The 18,944-nt window shown below is 67.8% G+C and carries 11 protein-coding genes and 1 pseudogene; 3 read left to right on the top strand and 9 right to left on the bottom strand.

Annotated features, from left to right (window positions below; translation table 11 throughout):
• Positions 1-74 precede the first annotated feature (74 nt).
• A pseudogene (locus AC5L3X_RS09460) lies at positions 75-551 on the top strand (GNAT family N-acetyltransferase); the annotation flags it as partial.
• A gap of 137 nt (positions 552-688) precedes the next feature.
• Here AC5L3X_RS09460 and AC5L3X_RS09455 read toward each other — a convergent pair.
• The gene (locus AC5L3X_RS09455) at positions 689-2,932 is read right to left on the bottom strand and encodes a transglycosylase domain-containing protein (RefSeq protein WP_494856396.1); all 2,244 of its coding nucleotides are present in this window, start codon (positions 2,930-2,932) and stop codon (positions 689-691) included.
• A 102-nt stretch (positions 2,933-3,034) separates the two neighbouring features.
• Positions 3,035-4,288, bottom strand: a complete 1,254-nt coding sequence (locus tag AC5L3X_RS09450) for a GVDTG sorting domain-containing protein (protein WP_494856395.1) — start codon at positions 4,286-4,288, stop codon at positions 3,035-3,037.
• Between the two features lie 178 nt (positions 4,289-4,466).
• Here AC5L3X_RS09450 and AC5L3X_RS09445 point away from each other — a divergent pair, with 178 nt between their 5' ends.
• Complete coding sequence (locus AC5L3X_RS09445) at positions 4,467-4,832, top strand: DUF1622 domain-containing protein (RefSeq protein WP_494856393.1); 366 nt, start codon at positions 4,467-4,469, stop codon at positions 4,830-4,832.
• 61 nt (positions 4,833-4,893) lie between these two features.
• Entirely contained in the window at positions 4,894-6,444 is a 1,551-nt protein-coding gene (locus AC5L3X_RS09440; protein WP_494856391.1) for an acyl--CoA ligase family protein, read from the top strand.
• Positions 6,445-6,447: 3 nt separating this feature from the next.
• Here the strand turns inward: AC5L3X_RS09440 and AC5L3X_RS09435 are convergent, their stop codons facing one another.
• The 7 genes from AC5L3X_RS09435 to AC5L3X_RS09405 all read right to left on the bottom strand — a co-directional run bounded on the left by AC5L3X_RS09435 (position 6,448) and on the right by AC5L3X_RS09405 (position 18,825).
• Positions 6,448-7,443 carry a LacI family DNA-binding transcriptional regulator gene (locus AC5L3X_RS09435; protein ID WP_494856389.1) on the bottom strand — a complete coding sequence of 332 codons (996 nt, stop codon included), beginning with the start codon at positions 7,441-7,443 and terminating at the stop codon, positions 6,448-6,450.
• Between the two features lie 26 nt (positions 7,444-7,469).
• Positions 7,470-8,840 carry a GH1 family beta-glucosidase gene (locus AC5L3X_RS09430; RefSeq protein ID WP_494856388.1) on the bottom strand — a complete coding sequence of 457 codons (1,371 nt, stop codon included), beginning with the start codon at positions 8,838-8,840 and terminating at the stop codon, positions 7,470-7,472.
• A complete protein-coding gene (locus tag AC5L3X_RS09425) occupies positions 8,837-9,640 on the bottom strand; it encodes a carbohydrate ABC transporter permease (RefSeq protein ID WP_494856387.1) in 804 nt (267 codons plus the stop codon). Before AC5L3X_RS09425 ends, AC5L3X_RS09430 begins: the two co-directional genes overlap by 4 nt.
• The gene (locus AC5L3X_RS09420) at positions 9,637-10,599 is read right to left on the bottom strand and encodes a carbohydrate ABC transporter permease (protein WP_189124599.1); all 963 of its coding nucleotides are present in this window, start codon (positions 10,597-10,599) and stop codon (positions 9,637-9,639) included. The genes AC5L3X_RS09425 and AC5L3X_RS09420 overlap by 4 nt, the downstream gene beginning before the upstream one ends.
• Entirely contained in the window at positions 10,596-11,891 is a 1,296-nt protein-coding gene (locus AC5L3X_RS09415) for an ABC transporter substrate-binding protein (RefSeq protein WP_494856384.1), read from the bottom strand. The genes AC5L3X_RS09420 and AC5L3X_RS09415 overlap by 4 nt, the downstream gene beginning before the upstream one ends.
• Before the next feature lie 1,010 nt (positions 11,892-12,901).
• Positions 12,902-18,412, bottom strand: a complete 5,511-nt coding sequence (locus AC5L3X_RS09410) for a LamG-like jellyroll fold domain-containing protein (RefSeq protein WP_494856382.1) — start codon at positions 18,410-18,412, stop codon at positions 12,902-12,904.
• A gap of 281 nt (positions 18,413-18,693) precedes the next feature.
• The gene (locus AC5L3X_RS09405; RefSeq protein ID WP_494856381.1) at positions 18,694-18,825 is read right to left on the bottom strand and encodes a hypothetical protein; all 132 of its coding nucleotides are present in this window, start codon (positions 18,823-18,825) and stop codon (positions 18,694-18,696) included.
• Between the last annotated feature and the right edge of the window lie 119 nt (positions 18,826-18,944).

The following is an 18,944-nucleotide window of genomic DNA, read 5'->3' as shown; positions in this document are numbered from 1 at the left end:
CTGAATTCCGTCACTTCGACCAGTACACAGCCCGGGCTTTCACCCCCCATTTTTTCGCCGCGGGCGTTCAGCGCATGCACTCCGGAGCCATGAACACCATCTTCTGCGTACGGCCGGCCAGACCCAGCGACGTCGCCGGCCTCATCGACCTCATCGACCAGGCAGCGGAATGGCTGCGTACCAAGGACACCACGCAGTGGGCCGAGCCCTACCCCGACCTGCTGAGCCGCAACAGACGGGTCGAGGAGGGCGTGGCCCGAGGCCACACCTGGGTCGTTTGGGACACCACCAGCCAGAGCATCGCCGCGACCGTCACCCTCGCGAAGGACGCGAGCGGCATGGTGCGTGACCTCTGGGACGGTGTGGGATGCGACGAGGGCGGACGAGCCGTCTTCGTCCACCGCCTCGTCGTCGACCGCCGCCACGCCGGCACAGGGCTGGGGGCCGAGCTCCTCGACTGGGCGGGCAACCACGCGGCGCGCCGGTGGAAGGCGAAGCGGATCCGCATAGACGTCTGGACCGACAACACCGCGCTGCACGCCTACTACAAGAGCCACCACTTCGCTTCGCTCGGAGAGTCGGAGGAGGCGAAGCGACGGGGGTATCCGTCCGCGGCCCTGTTCGAAAGGCCGATCGAGCGCGTGCCGACCCCCCGCCTCAGCCTGCCGCGCCCACTGCCTCAGCCGACTCAGCCGCCCATGCCATCCATGCCGTCCAGGTCTTCGAGTCCGTCGAGTCCGTCGAGCCCTTCGCCGGTTTCGGCCGGGTCGCCGACCAGCGCCGGCGCCTCGTCTCCGGTGGCCTCGTCCGGGCCCGCGTCGTCGTCCGGGACGGGCACCACCGGCCGGCAGTTCTGGGCGCAGCCGCCGAACCGGGCCGAGTCGATCGGGGTGAACGACGACGGCTCGACCTTGCTCAGCGCCGCCAGCATCGTGTCCTTCCAGATCGGCCCGGGGATGCTGGCGCCGACCACCGAGCCGTAGTAGCGGCCGCCGATCGTGACGCCGATCAGCTTGTGGTCCTGCGAGCCGCCCGGGTCGCCGATGCTCACCGCCCCGGCCAGATCGGGGGTGAACCCGGCGAACCACGCGGAGGCGTAGCTGTCGGTGGTGCCGGTCTTGCCCGCCGCGTCGCGGCCGATGCCCCCGACGCCACTCATCGTGCCCTGGGTGAACACGCCGGAGAGCACGTCGGCCGCCGCGTCGGCGACCGCGGGCTCGATCGCCTGCCGGCAGCTGGGCTTGATCTTGGTCGTCCTGCCGTCGCGGTCGGTGATCCGGCTGATCGCCATCGGCTCGCAGTAGGTGCCCCGGGCGGCGATCGCGGCATAGGCGTTGGCCACCGTCACCGGGTCCATCTCGTTGATGCCGAGGGTGAACGTCTCGTACTCCTGGAGCTTCTGCCCGTCGGAGCGGCGGATGCCCAGCGACTTGGCCAGGGTGACCGTCTCGCAGAGCCCGACCTGCTGCTCCAGCGTCATGAAGAAGGTGTTGACCGAGCCCCAGGTGCCGGTGCGCAGCGTCTTCCAGCCGGGCGTGCCCTCGTCGTTGGTGACCGTGTGGGTCGGGTCGCCGATGTTCTCGCCCTTGCAGTTCTTGAACGCCGAGTAGCCCGACGCGCGGTAGCCGGCGCCGACGGTGAAGCCGTCATCGACCTTCATGCCCTTCTGCAGCGCGGCGAGCAGGGTGAACGTCTTGAAGGTCGATCCGGCCTGGAAGCCCACGCCCCCACCGTGGGCGGCGTCGGCGACGAGGTTGTAGGAGATCTCGTTCTTGTTCTTGTCGGAGCCGTACTTCCTGCTGGCCGCCATCGCCTTGATGGCTCCGGTGCCCGGCTCGACCAGGGCCTCGGAGGCGACCGGCGCGTCGCTCGGGTGCACCCACTTCCGGATCGCCCTGTCCGCCGCGCTCTGCATGGCCCGGTCGAGCGTGGTCCTGATCGTCAGCCCGCCTCGGTTGAGCAGGGCGAGCCGGTCCTTGGCGGTCGGGCCGAAGTCGGGGTTGTTGAGGATCTCGTTGCGCACATAAATGCAGAAGTACGGATATTTGCTGGATTCGCAGCCACCGGGGAGCTTTGTGCCCTTATAGCCGAGCCCGGTGGCCTTCGCCTTGGCCGCCTCGGCCTGGGTGATCTTGCCCAGCTCCGCCATCCGTCCCAGCACGACGTCACGCCGGCTCCGGAGCCGTTCGCGCTGCTTGCGGCCAAGGTTGGGGTCGGTCGCGTTGGGATCCTGCACGGCGCCGGCCAGGGTCGCCGCCTGCGGCAGGGTGAGCTCGGCCGCCGTCACGCCGAAGAACCGCTTGGCCGCCGCCTCCACCCCGTAGGCGCCCGCGCCGAAGTAGGCGATGTTCAGATATTTCTCCAGGATCTCGTCCTTGGAGTACTTCTCCTCCACGGCCATCGCATGCCGCAGTTCCTTGAGCTTGCGCGCGTAGCTCGCCTCCAGCGCCTTGTTCCGCTCCTGGTCGGTGCCCGCGGAGTTGAGCAGCACCTGCTTGACGTACTGCTGGGTGATGCTCGACCCGCCCTGGCTCACCCCGCCCGCCTGGAGGTTCTTGGCGAACGCGCGGATCGTCCCCTCGATGTCGATCGCGCCGTGCTCGTAGAATCGGTAGTCCTCGATCGAGATGATCGCCGTCTTCATGACGTCGGCCACCTGGTCGAGGCCGACGACCACGCGGTACTCCTCGTAGAAGCGGGCGATCTCGGCCCCCTTGGCGTCCTGCACGATCGTGACCTCGGCCGGCGGCGGCTCGACGAGGTCGGTCGGCGTAAGGTCGACCGCGTCGGTCGCCGACTTGAGCCCGAAGCCCACACCCCCTACGGCGGGCAGCGAGATCCCCGCCACCAGCACTCCCGCCGCCACTCCCACGCCGGCCAACCGCATGATCTTGGACACGGCGCCTGATCTGTCCTCACCCCGATCTCGCATGAGCGTGAGCCAAGCAGATGTGATCGGTCGATGTCCAATATCGGTATCCATGACAGACCGATATCTACGGAAAGATGATCGCAGGTCAGGCGGTGTCCCCGGTCAGGATCGGGTGACCGAGCGCCGCCGCAGGAGCAGCCCGCCGGCTCCGGCGGCCATGATCAGCGCCGACCCGGTGAGCACGAACGCCCGCCCGTCGGGCCCCGCCTCGCCGCCGGCGCCGGTGTCGACCCCGTCCTTGGGCGTCGCGGACCTCTTGCTCGTCGGCTCGGGCGACTCCGACGTGGGCGTGGTGGTCGGCGTGGGTGAGGGCGAGTCGGAGGGAGTCGATCCGCCGCCCGCGCCGATGGTCAGCGGGTAGGTGACGAGGGTGGTCGCGTTCTTCACCTCGCACTCGATGAGGGGCGAGGTGGGCAGGTTGCCGATGTTGATGGCGGCGGGCTTCACCTGCGCGGTGCCGGCCTTCTGCGAGGTCGTCTTCATGCTCACGGCGGTCGTCGGCAGGGTGATCGTCTGGCCGGCGGTGATCGTGCCCAGCGTGCCGACGCCGGTCGCCGAGGTCAGGCCCGTCAGCCCGGAGATCGAGGCGTAGGCGTAGAGCTTGACGCCTGCCGGAAGCCCGTCCGCCGGTGCCTTGAGTTCGGCCCCCGTCTCGTACTCGCCGGACCAGCCGATCGAGAACTGCTCGCCGGCCCGGGGAGCGGTGGCCGGCAGCGTGAGCGTGACCTTGATCGTGACGTCCTGGACCGTGCCGGAGTCGCTGGTGCACGTGTAGTCGACGACTTGCGTCCCGGTGCCCGCGCCGCCCCCGTCCTCGCCGCCCTGGCCGACCGTGACCACCACGCTCTCGGTGCCGGTGGTCGTGCACGAGGTCACCGCGGAGGGGTCGCTGACCAGGCCCAGCTTCAGGCTGCCCGCCTCGGTGGACGGTTTGACCGTCACCTGGCCGCCGGTGGCGGCGGTCACCGTCACGGTGCTGGTCACCTTGGCTGCGGGCGCGCTCGTGGATCCGGCCGTGACGCTCGCGCCCGGCCCGCTGAGGTCCGCGTGCGTCCCGCCGGTCACGACCAGCTTGCCGGCCGCCAGGACCTGCGTGGCCGTGGTGGGCGCGGTCCGCAACGTCAGCGTCGGCAGGCTCCACTCGACGTCGAACGTGCCGCTCGCCGTGTCCGGCACGACGATCGGCACGGTCATCGAGGTGGTGCTGAACGGCCCGCCCGTACAGGTGAAGCTCACGCTGAGCGTCCTGTTCGCCGCCCGCGCGGGCGACGGCAGGGACAGGAACGAGCCGGCGAGGACGGCCAGCAGGCCTGCTAAGGCGGATGCCCACCCGAGGGTGGCCCGGGGCTTCGGCACTGTCCATCTCCCTACGGAGGCTGATTTGACAGAGCGCACAGACTTTCAGCCTTGGGTCACGGTTGGGTGGAGTTCGTTGGAAAACGCGGGTAAATCAGGGGGATAAAGCGCTTGTTGCGGCTGAAGGGTGCGGATACCACACCTGGGCATGAAGGGGATGAGTGGGGAGGGTGCGCGCGTGAAGGAGATCATCGAACTGATCGGTGAGGCGCTGGACTTCGTCGGCGTGCTCGTGATCGCGGTCGGCACCCTCATCGCCGGTGTCACGTTCGCCCTCCGGTACGCGCGCACCCGCCGGGCCACCGGCTTCTACCCGGCGTTCCGGCAGGGCGTGGGCCGGGCCATCCTCCTCGGGCTGGAGCTCCTCGTCGCGGCCGACATCATCCGAACCGTGGCGGTCTCGCCCACCTTCCAGAGCGTGGGCGTCCTGGCCGTCATCGTGGCGGTGCGGACGTTCCTCAGCTTCTCCCTCCAGGTCGAGCTGGAGGGCCGCCTGCCCTGGCAACCGCGCCCGGCCGCCGGGCCGCCACCCTCCGGCGGCTAGGAAAGCGGACCCGAATCGATCACCATGAAGAGGTGGCCGACATTCGCGTGGAGGTGCCCTCGTGGCCGATTTCGCCTTCGACCCGCTGACTCCCGCCTCGTTCCTGGCCAGGTCGTCGGTCGTGTTCCGGGACCGGATCGCGGTGGTCGACGGCGAGCGGGAGCTGAGCTACGCGGAGTTCGGCCGGCGGTCCGGAGCCGTCACGGGCCTGCTGGCGGGCCTCGGCGTCGCGCCGGGGGACCGGGTCGCCACCCTGTGCGCCAACAGCCACGTACAGCTCGAACTCCACCACGGCGTGCCGCTGAGCGGGGCGGTCCTCGTGGCGCTCAACTTCCGGCTGTCCGCCCAGGAGCTGACCTACATCGTCCGGCACTCCGGGGCCGGCGTCCTCGTCGCCACCACCGAGTACACCGGCAAGGCGCACGAGATCGCCCAGGCCACCGGCGTACGCCTCGTCCTGGCCGGCCAGGACGGCGACGACGAGTACGAGACGCTGCTGGCGGCCGCCGAGCCGGCGCCCGCCGAGCGGATCGACGAGCGCGGCCTGCTGGCGATCAACTACACGAGCGGCACCACCGGCCCGCCCAAGGGGGTCATGTACCACCACCGCGGCGCGTTCCTCCAGGCCCTGGCCATGGCCTTCCACGCCCGGCTCGACTCCGCGACGCGCTACCTGTGGACGCTGCCGATGTTCCACTGCAACGGCTGGTGCTTCACCTGGGCCGTGACGGCGGCGGGCGGCACCCACGTGTGCCTGCGGGCGGTCGAACCCGAGCGCATCTGGCGGCTCCTGCACGAGCAGGGCATCACCCACCTCAGCGGCGCGCCGACCGTGCTGTCCATGATCGCCAACCATCCGGGCGCCGAAGAGAAGCCGCTCGACTCGACCGTGCGGATCAGCACCGGCGGCGCCCCGCCCACCCCGACGCTGCTGGCCAGGCTGCGCGAGCTGCGCATGGACGTGACCCACCTGTACGGGCTCACGGAGACCTTCGGCCCCATCGCCGTCAACGAATGGCAGGCCCCCTGGGACGAGCGCCCCCCGGACGAGCAGGCCGCCCTCCGCGCCCGGCAGGGCGTGGCCAACGTCATCGCCGCCCCGCTGCGCGTCATCGACGACCACGGCGCCGACGTGCCCGCCGACGGGGCCACGCTCGGTGAGATCGCCGCCCGCGGCAACGACGTCATGCTCGGCTACTACCGCGACGAGGCCGCGACCGAGGCCGTGACGACGGACGGTTGGTTCCGCACCGGCGACCTGGCCGTCATGCACCCCGACGGCTACGTCGAGATCCGCGACCGCCGCAAGGACATCATCATCTCCGGCGGAGAGAACATCAGCTCCGTCGAGGTCGAGCAGGTCCTTGCCCGCCACCCCGCGGTGCTGGAGAGCGCCGTGGTCGCCACGCCCGACGATCACTGGGGCGAGGTGCCGGTCGCCTTCGTCACCCTGCGCCCCGGAGCAGCCGCCACCGCCCAGGACCTGATCGACCACGTACGCTCCGAGCTCGCCGGCTTCAAGGCCCCCAAGCGCGTCGTCTTCTCCGACCTCCCCAAGACGTCCACCGGCAAGATCCAGAAGAACGTCCTCCGGGAGCGGGCCGCCACCTGAGGCTCAGGCGGACTCGCGGACGATCAGCTCGGTGGGCAGGATGACCGGGTCGGACGGGCCACCGGTGAACAGGCCGAGGAGGAGACGCACCAGGGCGGCCGTCTGCTCCATGACCGGATGACGCATCGTGGTCAGCGGCGGCTCGGTGTACTTCGCCGCGTCGATGTCGTCGAAGCCCACCACCGCCACGTCGTCGGGCACCCGGCGCCCCGCCTGCCGGAGCGACTGGAGGGCGCCGACGGCCATCAGGTCGTTGGCCACGAAGACGGCGTCCAGAGCGGGGTCGTCGCGCAGGAGCTGGCGCATGGCGGCGGAGCCCGACTCGCGGGTGAAGTCGCCGACCGCGACGATCGAGCGGTGATCGGAGTCGCGCAGCACGTTGCGGTAGCCCGTCAGGCGGTCCTGGCCGGCGATCATGTCGAGCGGCCCGGCGATCGTGGCGATGCGGCGCCGGCCCGAGGACAGCAGGTGGCGCACCGCCGCCTCGGCGCCGCCCACGTTGTCGTTGTCGACGAACGGGATGTCGACGGGAACGGCCGGCCTGCCGTACGAGACGACGGGGACGCGCAGCCGGGACAGCGCGGTCGGGAGCGGGTCGGCGCCGTGCATCGAGATGAGCATGACGCCGTCGACGTGGCCGCCCGCGATGTAACGCTCCAGCCGCGCGTGGCTCTTGGCCGAAGACGCCAGCATCAGCACGACCTGCTTGTTGACCGCCTCCAGCTCCACGCTGGCAGAGCGGATCACCGTGGAGAACAGGGGATCCTCGGAGAACACCCGGGTCGGCGACTCGGACACGACCAGGGCGATCGAGTCGGTGCGCTGGGTGACCAGGCTGCGCGCCGCCGAGTTGGGCACGTAGCCCAGCTCGTCGATCGCGCGTTCCACGGCGTCGCGGATGTGCGGCGCGACCGTCGTCTGACCGTTGACGACCCGGGACGCCGTGGCGCGGGAGACGCCCGCCCGGGCGGCGACCGCCTCCAGGGTCGGGCGTCTCATCTCATCTCCTTGAGCACGAATGGAATCTACAGCCCGTTCCTGACGATCACCTCGCGATACCACAGCGCGCTGTCCTTGAGCACCCGCTCCTGAGTGGAGTAGTCGACGTGCACGATGCCGAACCTGCGCCGGTAGCCCTCGGCCCACTCGAAGTTGTCCAGCAGCGACCACACCAGGTAGCCGCGCAGGTCGGCGCCCGCCTCGATGGCACGGTGCACCTCACGCAGGTGACGGTCGAGGTAGGACACGCGGTCCGCGTCGTGCACCCGGCCGTTCTCGACGACGTCGTCGAAGGCCGCGCCGTTCTCGGTGACCATGAGGCCGACCTGGGGATAGTCCTGAGAGAGCCGGACCAGCAGCCTGGACAGGCCGTCCGGCACGATCGGCCAGCCCATCGCGGTGGTGGGGGCGTCGGCGGCGGCGAACCTGACGCCCTCGGAGCCCGGCCAGGCGGCGTCGGCGGGCTCGCCCGGTCCGGCCTCGACCACGCAGGGGTTGTAGTAGTTGATGCCGATCTGATCGATCGGCGCGGCGATCGTCTCCAGGTCGCCGTCCTTGATGTGGCCGGTGCCGCCGTTGCGCTCGGCGGTGCCGAGCACCTCCTCCGGGTAGCGGCCGTAGAGGGCGGGGTCCAGGAACTGCCTGGTCAGCAGCGCGTGGATGAGGTGCGTAGCTGCGGCGTCGGCCGGGGTCGCGACCGCGTCCGGGTCGTTGACCTGGGCCGGGGTGAGCACCGGCGCCGAGTTGATCACCAGCATGAGCTCCTCCGCGCCCAGCTCGCGCAGCCGCCTGGCGGCCAGGCCGTGGCCGAGGAGCAGGTGGTGGGCGGCGCGCAGGGCGCTCGCCGGGTCGCGGCGTCCCGGCGCGTGCACGCCGTTGCCGTAGCCGAGGAAGGCCGCGACCCACGGTTCGTTGAGCGTGGCCCAGTGGCCGACCCGGTCGCCGAGCCGGTCGTGCACGGCCTCCGCGTACTCGGCGAACCGGTAGGCGGTGTCGCGGTCGGTCCACCCGCCGCGCTCTTCCAGAGCTTGCGGCAGGTCCCAGTGATAAAGCGTGACGTACGGCGAGATCTCGGCTTCCAGCAGCTTGTCGACCAGCCTGTCGTAGAAGGCGAGGCCCTCGGGGTTGGCCGGGCCGGTGCCGTTCGGCTGGACGCGCGGCCAGGCGACGGAGAACCGGTAGGCCGCCAGGCGCAGCTCACGCATCAGCGCGACGTCGTCGGCGTAGCGGTGGTAGTGGTCGCAGGCCACGTCCCCGGTGTCGCCGTCCGCCACGTTCCCGGGGGAGTGGGAGAAGGTGTCCCAGATCGACTGGCCTCGCCCGTCCTCCTTGACCGCCCCCTCGATCTGGTAGGAGGCCGTTGCGGCGCCCCAGACGAAGCTCTCCGGGAAAATCATCCTTTTACCGCTCCTTGCATGATTCCACCAATGATCTGTTTGCCGAACAGGACGAAGGCGACGACGAGCGGCAGGGTGCCCACCGCCGTGCCCGCCAGGCCCAGCACGTAGTCGTTGACGTAACCGCTGGCCAGGCTCGACAGGGCCACCTGCACCGTGGGGCTGTCCGGGTTGAGCACGACCAGCGGCCAGAAGTAGTCGTTCCAGGCCGACATGAACGTGAGCATGCCGAGCACCGCCGCCGCCGGCCGGGCGGCCGGCAGCACGACGTGCCAGAACAGTCCCCAGGTCGTGCATCCGTCGACCCGGCCCGCCTCCAGCAGCTCGGTCGGCAGCGCCCGCGTCAGGTACTGCGTCATGAAGAACACGCCGAACGCGTTGACCAGGGCGGGCACGATCAGCGCGTAGTTGGTGCCGGTCCACTCCAGCTTCACCATGAGCAGGTAGAGCGGGATGATGCCGAGCTGGACCGGGACCATCATGGTCGCGACCGTGATCAGCAGCATGATGTTGCGGCCTCTGAACCTCAGCTTGGCGAACGCGAAACCGGCCAGCGTCGAGAAGAACATGACCGCGATCGAGATCGAGCCCGCCACGATGACCGAGTTGAGCAGCGCCAGCCCGAACGGCACGGTGTCGAAGACCCTCGCCACGTTGGCGAAGAAGTTGCCGCCCGGCAGGAGCGGTGGCGGCACCTCCGCCAGCGCCGAGTTGTGCCGGGAGGCCACCACCACGCTGTAGTAGAGCGGGAACGCGGAGAAGAAGGCCACCGCGGTCAGCGTCAGATACCTCAGTCTCATACCAGGCCGCCCTTCACCCGGCGCGTGATCAGGAAGTTGACGCCCGCGACGATCACCACGGCCAGGAACATCAGCCAGGACGCCGCCGAGGCGTAGCCGAAGTCGAACTTGGTGAACCCCTGCTCGTAGACGAACAGCGCCAGCGTCTGGAACTGCCGGTCGGGCCCGCCGTTGGCCGCGCCGCCCTGGGCGACGCCGGTGCTGGCGCCGAACAGCAGGGGCTCGGCGATGATCTGCATGGCGCCGATCGTCGAGACGATGACGACGAAGATCATTGTGGGCCGGATCATCGGCACGGTGATCTTGCGGAGCTGCGTGAAGTTGCTCGCCCCGTCGATCGTGGCCGCCTCGTACAGCTCCCGGGGTACGGCCTGCATGGCGGCGAGGAAGATCAGCGCGTTGTATCCGGTCCAGCGCCACATGATCATCGTTGAGAGCGCGATGTGCGAGGTCGCGGTGCCCGCCGCCCAGTCGATGGCCCCCGCGCCGAACCAGGAGAGCACCCAGTTGATCATGCCGAAGTCGCGGCCGTACAGCTGGCTGAAGATCACCACCACGGCCACCACGCTCGTCACGTTGGGCAGCAGCAGCGAGACCCGGAACAACGTCTGGAAGCGCAGCCTGCGGTTCAGCAGGTGTGCCAGCCAGATGGCCAGCACCAGCTGCGGCACGGTCGACAGCACCCCGATGGACAGCGTGTTGAACGTCGCGTTCCAGAAGTAGCCGTCGGCGAGCAGCGTGCCGAAGTTGTCCATCCCGACGAACGTGTGCTCGTCGGACAGCAGCGTCCACTCGTGCAGGCTCACCCACGCCGTGTAGACCAGCGGGAACAGCCCGAAGGCGCAGAACAGCAGGAAGAAGGGCGCGACGTAGGCGTACGGCGACACCCTCACGTCGAGGGTGTGCCGTATGCCCCGCCTGCGCCGCCGCCCGGGGACGGCGAGCGGGAGAGAACTCATTTGATCTTCTTGACGTCCTCGAGCACCTGCGCCCAGGCCTGGTCGGGGGTCTGCTTGCCCTGCTCGACCCGGCCCAGGCCGTCACCGATCACGACGCGGACCTCGGCCTCCTTGGGCCCGAGGTGCTGCGGCTTGAGCGCCTTGGCGGCCTCGGAGTAGATCTTGCCGATGGGGGCGTCACCGAAGAACGGCTTGGTGAAGTTCTGGATCGACGGGTCGTCGTAGAGCGACGGGATCGACGGGAACGTGCCCTCCTCCTTGAAGACCTTGGCCTGGTTCTCCTTGGAGGTGAGGAAGTCGATCAGCTCGGCGGCCTCCTTGGGATGCTTGCTCTGCTTGGGGATCATCAGGTGCGAGCCGCCGCTGTTGCCCGACCCACCGGGAACGGTTGCGATGTCCCACTTGCCGGACGCGTCCTTCGCCTGCTCCTGGATGAACCCGGTCATCCAGGCCGGGCAGATGATCGTGGCGAACGAGCCCTTGGCGAAGCCGGTGTTCCACGGCGGCGAGAAGGCAGCCAGCTTGGCGGTCAGCTTCTCGGAGGTGAGCTGGTTGGACAGGTCCCACGCCTTCTTCACGTCGGGGTTGGAGTCCACGATGATCTGGTCCTGGGCGTCGTACAGGCCGGTCGGCGCCTGGTTGACCATGGCCCGGAAGATCTCACCGGGGCTGTCCACGAACTTCGCCCCGGCCACGTCGGCGGCGGCGAACTTCTTGCCGGTCTCGATGTACTGCTCCCACGTCGGCCAGAGCGCTGCCACCTCGGTCCGGTCGGTCGGCAGCCCCGCCTTCTCGAACAGGTCCTTGCGGTAGCACATGGCCAGGCCCCCCACGTCGGTGCCGAGGCCCAGCACCTGACCGCCCTGCTTGCTCAGCCCCTGCTGCCACTTCCAGTCGAGGTAGTCGCCCTGCCGCTTGTCCAGCCCGTACTGCTTGAGGTCCTGGAACTTGCCGGGCTGCGCGGTGAACGTGCTGATGTAGCCCACCTCGACGGCCTCGATGTCCCCCGCACCGGCGTTGGTGGCCAGCCGCTTCACCAGGTTGTTGTGATGGTCGTTGAACTGCGTGACGTTCTCGACGATTTCGACGTTCGGGTGCGTCTTCTTGTACTCCTCGTACAGCGGCTTGAAGCCGAAGTCGCCGAAGAGGCCGATCGTGAGCTTGACCTTCTCCTGAGGCTTGGCGGCGCTGCCCGCGGTGTCGCTCCCGCCGCTTCCGCAGGCGGCCGATGCGAGGACGAGCAGGGACGCGGTGAGCAGGGGCACGGCGAGCCGGCGAATACGAGGGGTCATGGAAACCCTCCAGAGTTCAGGCTAGGGGGATGTGGAGAGAGCGCTCTCTCACGAGATTCGTAGCCCTCACGCTGCTCTGTCAACCGAAGTTGGATAACGATAGGGTCGCCGGAGAGAGCGCGTTCAGAAATCTGGCGGGCATGGGGAAGGGGCTGCGGGCGGCCGGTCCCATGGGTGCCGACGCAGATCATCGGCCTGGAGTGAAAGCCTCCACGCTGGACCGGCGCGCTCTCGCCGTCAACCGCGGACGGGTCGACCGGGGAGGGGGCGGAGTCCTGCGGAGCGGTGTGGCTTCTCGCCACTCAGCCATGTCACCAAGGCAGGCGATGTATGGCGAGCTCGTCGATCCACCATTCGGCGGACGTCCGTGACGCCTTCGCCGCCGCGTCGTAGGCTCGCTCGTAGAGCTGGTCGATCCGATCGTGGATCGATCGTGGGCGGCTGGCCCGACAGCCGGTGGCATGTCCCGTCCCTGGCCGACAGGGTCGTTCAAGAAGCGCATCACGGGACACTCAAGGACCTTCGCCCATTGAGCGCGGACGTTGAGCTTTGATGATCAGGTTGGGAGCTTGGGATGAGATTCCCAGACGATCCGACCAATCTGATGGCACTCAAGTCGTGCGCGAGTTGACGACCGGCCGGGACCGGAGTCGAACCACTATGAACCGTCCTGCGCGCCGGTACGTGGATCCGCTGCCGAATCAACGTCAGCTGATCCGCCACCTGCCTTCCTTGTTTCATCTCGTTCGTTGACGCCCAAGGCAACGGCGCCGACCATGGACCCCAGTCCTGCCAGTGCGAGGACCAGGCAGACCGCAAGGTCGCGCGGGTTGGAGGTGACGTTGAGCGCGCTGAAGCCGCTTAACGCAAAAAAACCCCACCCAGCGACCAGAGAGATTTCCCGCCCTGTCATAACGCTCCTAACAAGTCACACTAGCGGAGGCTGTGATGGCCGCCCACATAAAGCGTGGGCGGCCACGGCACACTTTACCTGAAGTTGGCTCGCACAGCTAATCCCGAGGGTTATTCCAGCCGCTGTCACAGCGTAGCGGGATCCTGCCATCCGGCTTCTTCGGATCCGCGTACGGAAGCTTCAGTTCGGCGTCGAATCCGAACTTGAAAGTCCCGATGTCGCATGTCGGAAAGCCTCCATGGCATTCCAGGAGCCCATTATCGTGTCCATCCGTCGGATAGTTGTGAGCCTCCTTGCCAGGGCGAGATTCGTCCTTTTTTTCGTGACACTGTGAGGATTCCGATGGAGAGAATCCTGGCGGATAGGAGACCGTCAATTGGCCTGCCTTGATCTTTCCGCAGAGTGTCGTGGTGAGTGAGATTGTCATTTTTTTGACGAACTGGTACGTGCCGTATTTTCGACGGAAGGAGTCGGTCATATAGACCTGAGTCCATATGCGCATCTTGGCGATGTTGAGCTCGGTCGTTCTCACTGCATGGTTCGGCTTCCAGCCGACGACACCGGACGCCCGGAAGGTCATGCCCTTGTGTGGCCTTCCCGGCATGGCGGAAAAGTGTCTACATCGGTTTCCCGCCGCCCTGATGGTCTCGCAGATTCTCGGATTCAGCGCGTAATCGGGCATGCAGTCACTCGCAGCTCCTGTCATGGCCGACGAACGCTCGCTGGAATTACAGTCCGGACCTTCCGAACCGAAGTCCGTCGAATCCTCGTGCTGGGGAAGCGGAACGATGATGATCGTCATGTTTCCGCAGCGATCAAAGACGTGTATCGAGATCGTCGGGTCGCTCGGTTCGACCTGGCCGAGGGGAGTGATCGTCGATGTGGTCGCTTTCGCTTCCGAGGATCCGGCTTCCTCGAAACGCCACGTACGGCTCACCGTGGCGGTCACGTGGACGGTGCCATTCGCGTCACCTTGCACGACAGGGTGGTCGAGCGCAACAGTGGAATCGGTTCGACTGAGGCCGATCCGCTCCAGGCTTTCACGTTCGCTGATGAGCGCTGCATTGAGCAGGGACAATTTGGCCGTGCTGGGCGCGTCCGCAGTCACTCCGGGGGCATCCCAAATTGATGTCGCCCGGCTCTCCAGGACCGCATCCTGAGCCTGGTAATAGTGCTTGACCTGGTCGATGTAGGCTTGCCTGCCAGATTCCTCGTTCGTGGCCTTCCTTTGCTGTGGGTAAGGCTCCAGGACGCAACTCGATCCGCCGTTGGGCGCAGGTGGTGGCACGGCCTTGGTGGTGAAGGTCTTGGCCTCCCACTCGCCGGACCCGTGGGCGGTCCTGGCCCGCACCTTGACGGTGTAGGTGATGTCGTTGGCTAGGCCGCTGATGCCCGCCCACGAATCTTTCACCTCCAGGTTCTCGACGACGTTGCCGCCGCTGTCGATGACCTCTACGTCGTAGCCTTCGAGCAGCGCGACGCTGCCATTGGACTCTGGCAGCCCCCAACTGGCCGTCGCGCTGGCGTCGCCGCCGGTGGCGGTGAGGTTCAGCACCTTGCCGGGTGGCCCGGCCGGCAGGTAGGCGAGCCCAACCAACGGCTGCTCGTCTGCGGCAGCGTCGCTGAAATTGACTACATCGTCCTTGTCGGAGGTGAGAAGCAGCCATTGATACTCGCTGCCGGCGATGTCCGCCTGTGGCGCGCTCAGCGGCAGTGTGTACGGCGTGGTGCTGGTGTCGGCGTCGCCGGTCAGATCGGAGCCCTTGCTGTCACCGGTTACCGTGCTTTTCAACGGAGTGGCGGTGATGATCGCGTCCGCCGGGCAGGGACCCGCCGGGCAGGTTGGGGTACCGAGTTTCAGAAGCGCTTCGGAGACAGCCGCGCCGTCGGGCAACTCGGTGAGGCGCAATCCGATGACCGCGGCGGTCTTGTCGATGCCGGTGCCGCCGATCCGCATGACGGTGTCGTCGGTGACGGTGCACGGCGAACCGGCGCATGCCGCAGGGTCGGTCTTGGCGGTCTTGACGACGATGTTGTCCTTGCCCAGTGTCAGATGCCGGATGCCCTCTGCGGGGTCATCCGGAGGTGTGCCAGGTGTGGTGAAGTGGACCGGAGCCGTCTTAGAGGTACAGACCTCGGGTTCGGAGCCGTCCGAGGAAGCGGCTCCAGTCGTGGTCGAGGCCCCAGGCTTACCGGAGGTGGTCGTGGCGAGCGAGGGGGCCGCACCACCGAGCGGGGTGTTCATGTCGGTGGTGATTTCGGCGGCGGTTTGGGCGCGGTTGTAGATGCGGACTTCGTCGATGATGCCCTTGAAGTATTCGCCGTAGGCGGTGTCGCCGCCGATGTGGAGGGCGCCGCCGTCGTCGAGGATGGGGCCGGTGACGGGTTCCTGGCCGATCTCGGCGCCGTTGAGGTAGAGCCGGGCGGTGCCGCCGTTGTAGGTGACGGCGAGGTGGCTCCAAGTGTTGTTGGTGAGCGGTGAGGTTCCGGCCACCGCGCCTGGGTCGTCGTCCTCGGTTATCAGCCAGCCGACAGGAGTCACGCCGTTGGAGGCGTACAGGCCGTAGGAGAGGTCGTCGTAGTCGGTGTGGTCCTTGGCGATGACCGCGCGCCAGCCGTCAAGGGCTGAGGGCTTCACCCAGGCCGACAAGGTCAGTGCGGTGGTCATCCGCAGGGAGGGGGAATGGTTGACGGTCACCCAACTGGAGGTGCCGTTGAACGACAGGCCCTTGCCGTTCTTGCCGTTCACCCAGGTGGTGCTGCTGGCGGTGCCGGTGTTGGTCCCTGTGGCGTCGGTGATCGTGGTGCCGGTGCCTTCGTCCATGCCGTAGGCGGCGACCAGGCCAGTCGGGGTCGGTGTGGGAGTAGGCGTCGGGGTCGGTGTTGGGGTGGGAGTAGGCGTGGGGTCCGGATCTGGATCGGGATCCGGGTCCTGCGGGGTGGTGGCGCAGGCGATCATCTGCCATTTGTAGGTGGTGCCGGGTTGCACGGTGTCGGCGGGGATCTGGAAGGAGGCCCGTTCGCCGCCGTTGACCGTGCGGGTGCCGAGTGGCGAGGATGCCACCGGTGCGGCGGTGTTGTCGTAGAGGTAGTACTTGGCGGTGACGGGTCCGCCGGAGGGGCGGTTGACCATGCCGGACAGGATGGGCTGGGCGGGGTCGGCCATGCCCGTTTCGGTGTCCGACGGGAGCACGGGGGCGTCGGAGGTGATCCGGTAGGCCGGGCTCTCGTTGCAGGAGGGCGGGTTGATGCCGGTGCGGCAGGCCTTGACCACGAACTTGAAGCTGGCCGGGTTGTCGAGGGTGAAGACCTTGTCGAGCACCTGGCCGGACGGGATGTTGTTGTGGGTGGTGGTGGTCGGCACGCCGACCATCGTGCGGATCTCCGCCGTGGTCAGCACCCGCTGGTAGACGTGGATGTCGTCCACGGCGCCGTCGAAGGTGGCGTCTTCGCCGTCGGCCAGGCCCTTGCCGATGTGGAAGGGGCCGCGGGCGTTCCAACTGACCGTGTGGTCCCGCTCGGCGGACAGTTCTCCGTCCACGTACAGCCGGATCTTGTGCTCTTCCGCGTCGTACTGGGCGGCCAGGTGGGTCCACTGGCCGATCTTGGCCAGGTTGGCGGACTGGACGACGGTCTCGTGGATCTGGTCCGGTACGTCCTGGTTGATCATGGACAGGAGCCAGCGCTGGTCGTACTCGGGGGCGTCGGAGGTGGTGTAGGACAGGGTGAAGCCGGGCCAGTTGACGCCCATCTGCGACAGGACCGCCTGGGAGGTGGTGCTGCTGTCCAGTCGCACCCAGCCGGCCGCGGTGAAGCTCTGGTTGGTGTTGAGCACCGGCTGGGCGGTGGCGGCGTGCGCGCCGCCGGTCAGCTTTACAGCCTGTCCCAGCTGGCCCGCGATGCGGCTGTGGCTGCCGGTCAGAGTGGCGTTGCGGTTGTTGCCGGAGGAGTCGGCCGCGCTGGCGCCCGAGGTCTCGTCGAACTTCCAGTGCGCGGCTTCCCCTGTCGGCGGTTGGGGCGCGGGCGCGGCCATCGTGGAGTCGTTGACCGTCACGGTGTAGTCCAGGCCCGTCGTCTCAGGCACGCGTGAGCTGTAGGACACCTTGACGTTGGTGCTGCGGGCGATCGCGTCGTTGCCGTCCATCGAGTCGATCGACTCGGCGCTCACCGTGGGGATCTCAGGGGGGAGGACCCAGTCCACGCTCAGCTTCGGGGCCGTGCTTCCGCCGAAGAACGCCGGCCAGAACGCGTAGCTCTCCGACACCCCCGAGGGTACGGGCAGTTCTTGGGTCAGTCGCAGCAGTAGGCCGTGGTTGGGCGTGCCGGAGGCCCAGGCGCGGGTCATGTCGGTGAGGTTCCAGCTCCACACCGATCCTGCGGTGTCCGGCTGCGCGCACGGATCGATCGAGGCCCGGCCCTCACCGGTGCTTTCCGGCTGATTGGTCCAGACGGTGTCTTCTTCGTCCCAGGCTTCGGTGACGCGTTGCGCGGCGACGCCCTGGAACTCCTCGCAGCCGAACACCTCGTCCCATAGTTGCAGTTGCATGGTGGCCCGGACCACCTGCTTGCCCGTGATCGGCGTCGTGTCGAAGGTCATCAACGATCGAGCGGCGTAATCGGCTTGGACCGAGTTCGGTGTGCCACAGTTGGCCACGCACTCTCGCCAGCGCTCGGCCGCGGTCACCGTGGTCTGCTGGCCCCTGGTATTGAAGGCGAGTTCTTTGGTCACTCCCAGTGTCGTGGTCGGGTCCACGGTGACGGGATACTGCGTGGCCGCGTCGGCGAGCCACTTCGAGTCCGGCTTCAGCACCAGGACCGTCGCGCCGTCCTTGGCCTCAACCGACGTGCTGATCTTGGCTTGGCGGCCACGCTGGTCAGCGGTGGGCTGATCGGCCGCCGCGTCCCACATCAACGGCGCCGGAGCCGACGCCACCTCCTTGCCCTTGCCCTTCACGGAGGACAGCGACAGGCCGCCGGACTTGGTCTTGCTCAGTTTCAGGCCGGGCGCCTGGACCGGGATGCGGAACTCCACTGGCCCAGTGGGCCGCTCGCGCAACACGATGTCGTGCCGGAAGCCCGTGGGCAGCGCCGTCACGACCAGGTCAGCCGACGGTCCCGCCGCGCCCACGTAGGTCGCCACGTTGCCCTTGATCTGAGGGCGGGGCAGTGCGGTCGGCCAGGAGAGGCCGAAGGAGCGGTTTCGGTCGAAGGTCATGGTCGCGAACGGCCCGGAGCCGCCCGCCGACACTCGTACGTTGGCCTTGGCCAGCTTGGGCTTCAACACCCCGTTCTGCTCGACCAGAGACGTGTCGATCCACGCCCACGAGCCGTCACCCTGCTTGAGCTGGGCGGGGCCGCCGTAGGACTCGGTGGTCAGATGCGCGTCCGGATAGGCCCAGGTCCGCGAGGTCTCGGTGAACGCGGCCTCGACCGCTACCGGCTTGTTGGTCCGCGCCGCTTCAGCGACTGCCGCGCGTAACGGAGCGTCGGGATCGGACGGACGAGGAAAGGTGGTTACCGCAGGAACGTTGACGCCCCTGGCGGCCTTGGGATCGGGATCGGCCACGGCCTGTGTGATCGAGCCCGCTACCAGCAGCGATGCTGTCACCGTGAGCACCGTTGCGGCAGCGAGTCCGTGCCGGGGCCTCCATCTGGAGCCCGGCTTGCTTCCTAACTCCTTCGCAGACACCTTCAATCGCGGTGAGTCGGATTGTCGGCTTGATCTTGAATCGGTTACCGTCAGTGAGCAATATGAGAAAGATCACTATAAGCCCCATGTAAATCGGCGTAACGTTTCCTGTGCGGTTTGCGATGTAAATGCCAAAATGACCGAATCTGGTAATGGTGAACACCTGATGGTTGAGGCGTCGTCGTGCATGCCCGCCGACGTCACAGGCCACCGGTCTCCGCGCTGAACATCCGGCCCACCACGCGGGCGTACTTGCGTTCCGGGCTCGGCGTCTGGGTGAGAAAGCCGGGCAGCATCCGCAGCTCCACCGCGAACGGCTCCCGCCGAGCCACATCGGCTGGGCATGGCCGCGAGGTCTTGCGCGCGGCTGATCGGGTTACTTCTTCGTGCCGTCCATGGCGGTCATCGAACGCAGGGCGCATCAATCAGCGGTTGGCTTGGAGACCAGATC

The organism is Nonomuraea sp. CX421, assembly GCF_059358955.1.
The sequence above is the reverse complement of the archived record's forward strand: the minus strand, read 5'-3'. Positions and strand labels throughout refer to the sequence as shown.

Excerpts from the sequence above, each read along its gene's own strand:
- AC5L3X_RS09455 (WP_494856396.1), bottom strand. The coding sequence starts at position 2,932 with ATGCGAGATCGGGGTGAGGACAGATCAGGCGCCGTGTCCAAGATCATG.
- AC5L3X_RS09435 (WP_494856389.1), bottom strand. The coding sequence starts at position 7,443 with ATGAGACGCCCGACCCTGGAGGCGGTCGCCGCCCGGGCGGGCGTCTCC.
- AC5L3X_RS09415 (WP_494856384.1), bottom strand. The coding sequence starts at position 11,891 with ATGACCCCTCGTATTCGCCGGCTCGCCGTGCCCCTGCTCACCGCGTCC.
- AC5L3X_RS09420 (WP_189124599.1), bottom strand. The coding sequence starts at position 10,599 with ATGAGTTCTCTCCCGCTCGCCGTCCCCGGGCGGCGGCGCAGGCGGGGC.
- AC5L3X_RS09430 (WP_494856388.1), bottom strand. The coding sequence starts at position 8,840 with ATGATTTTCCCGGAGAGCTTCGTCTGGGGCGCCGCAACGGCCTCCTAC.
- AC5L3X_RS09425 (WP_494856387.1), bottom strand. The coding sequence starts at position 9,640 with ATGAGACTGAGGTATCTGACGCTGACCGCGGTGGCCTTCTTCTCCGCG.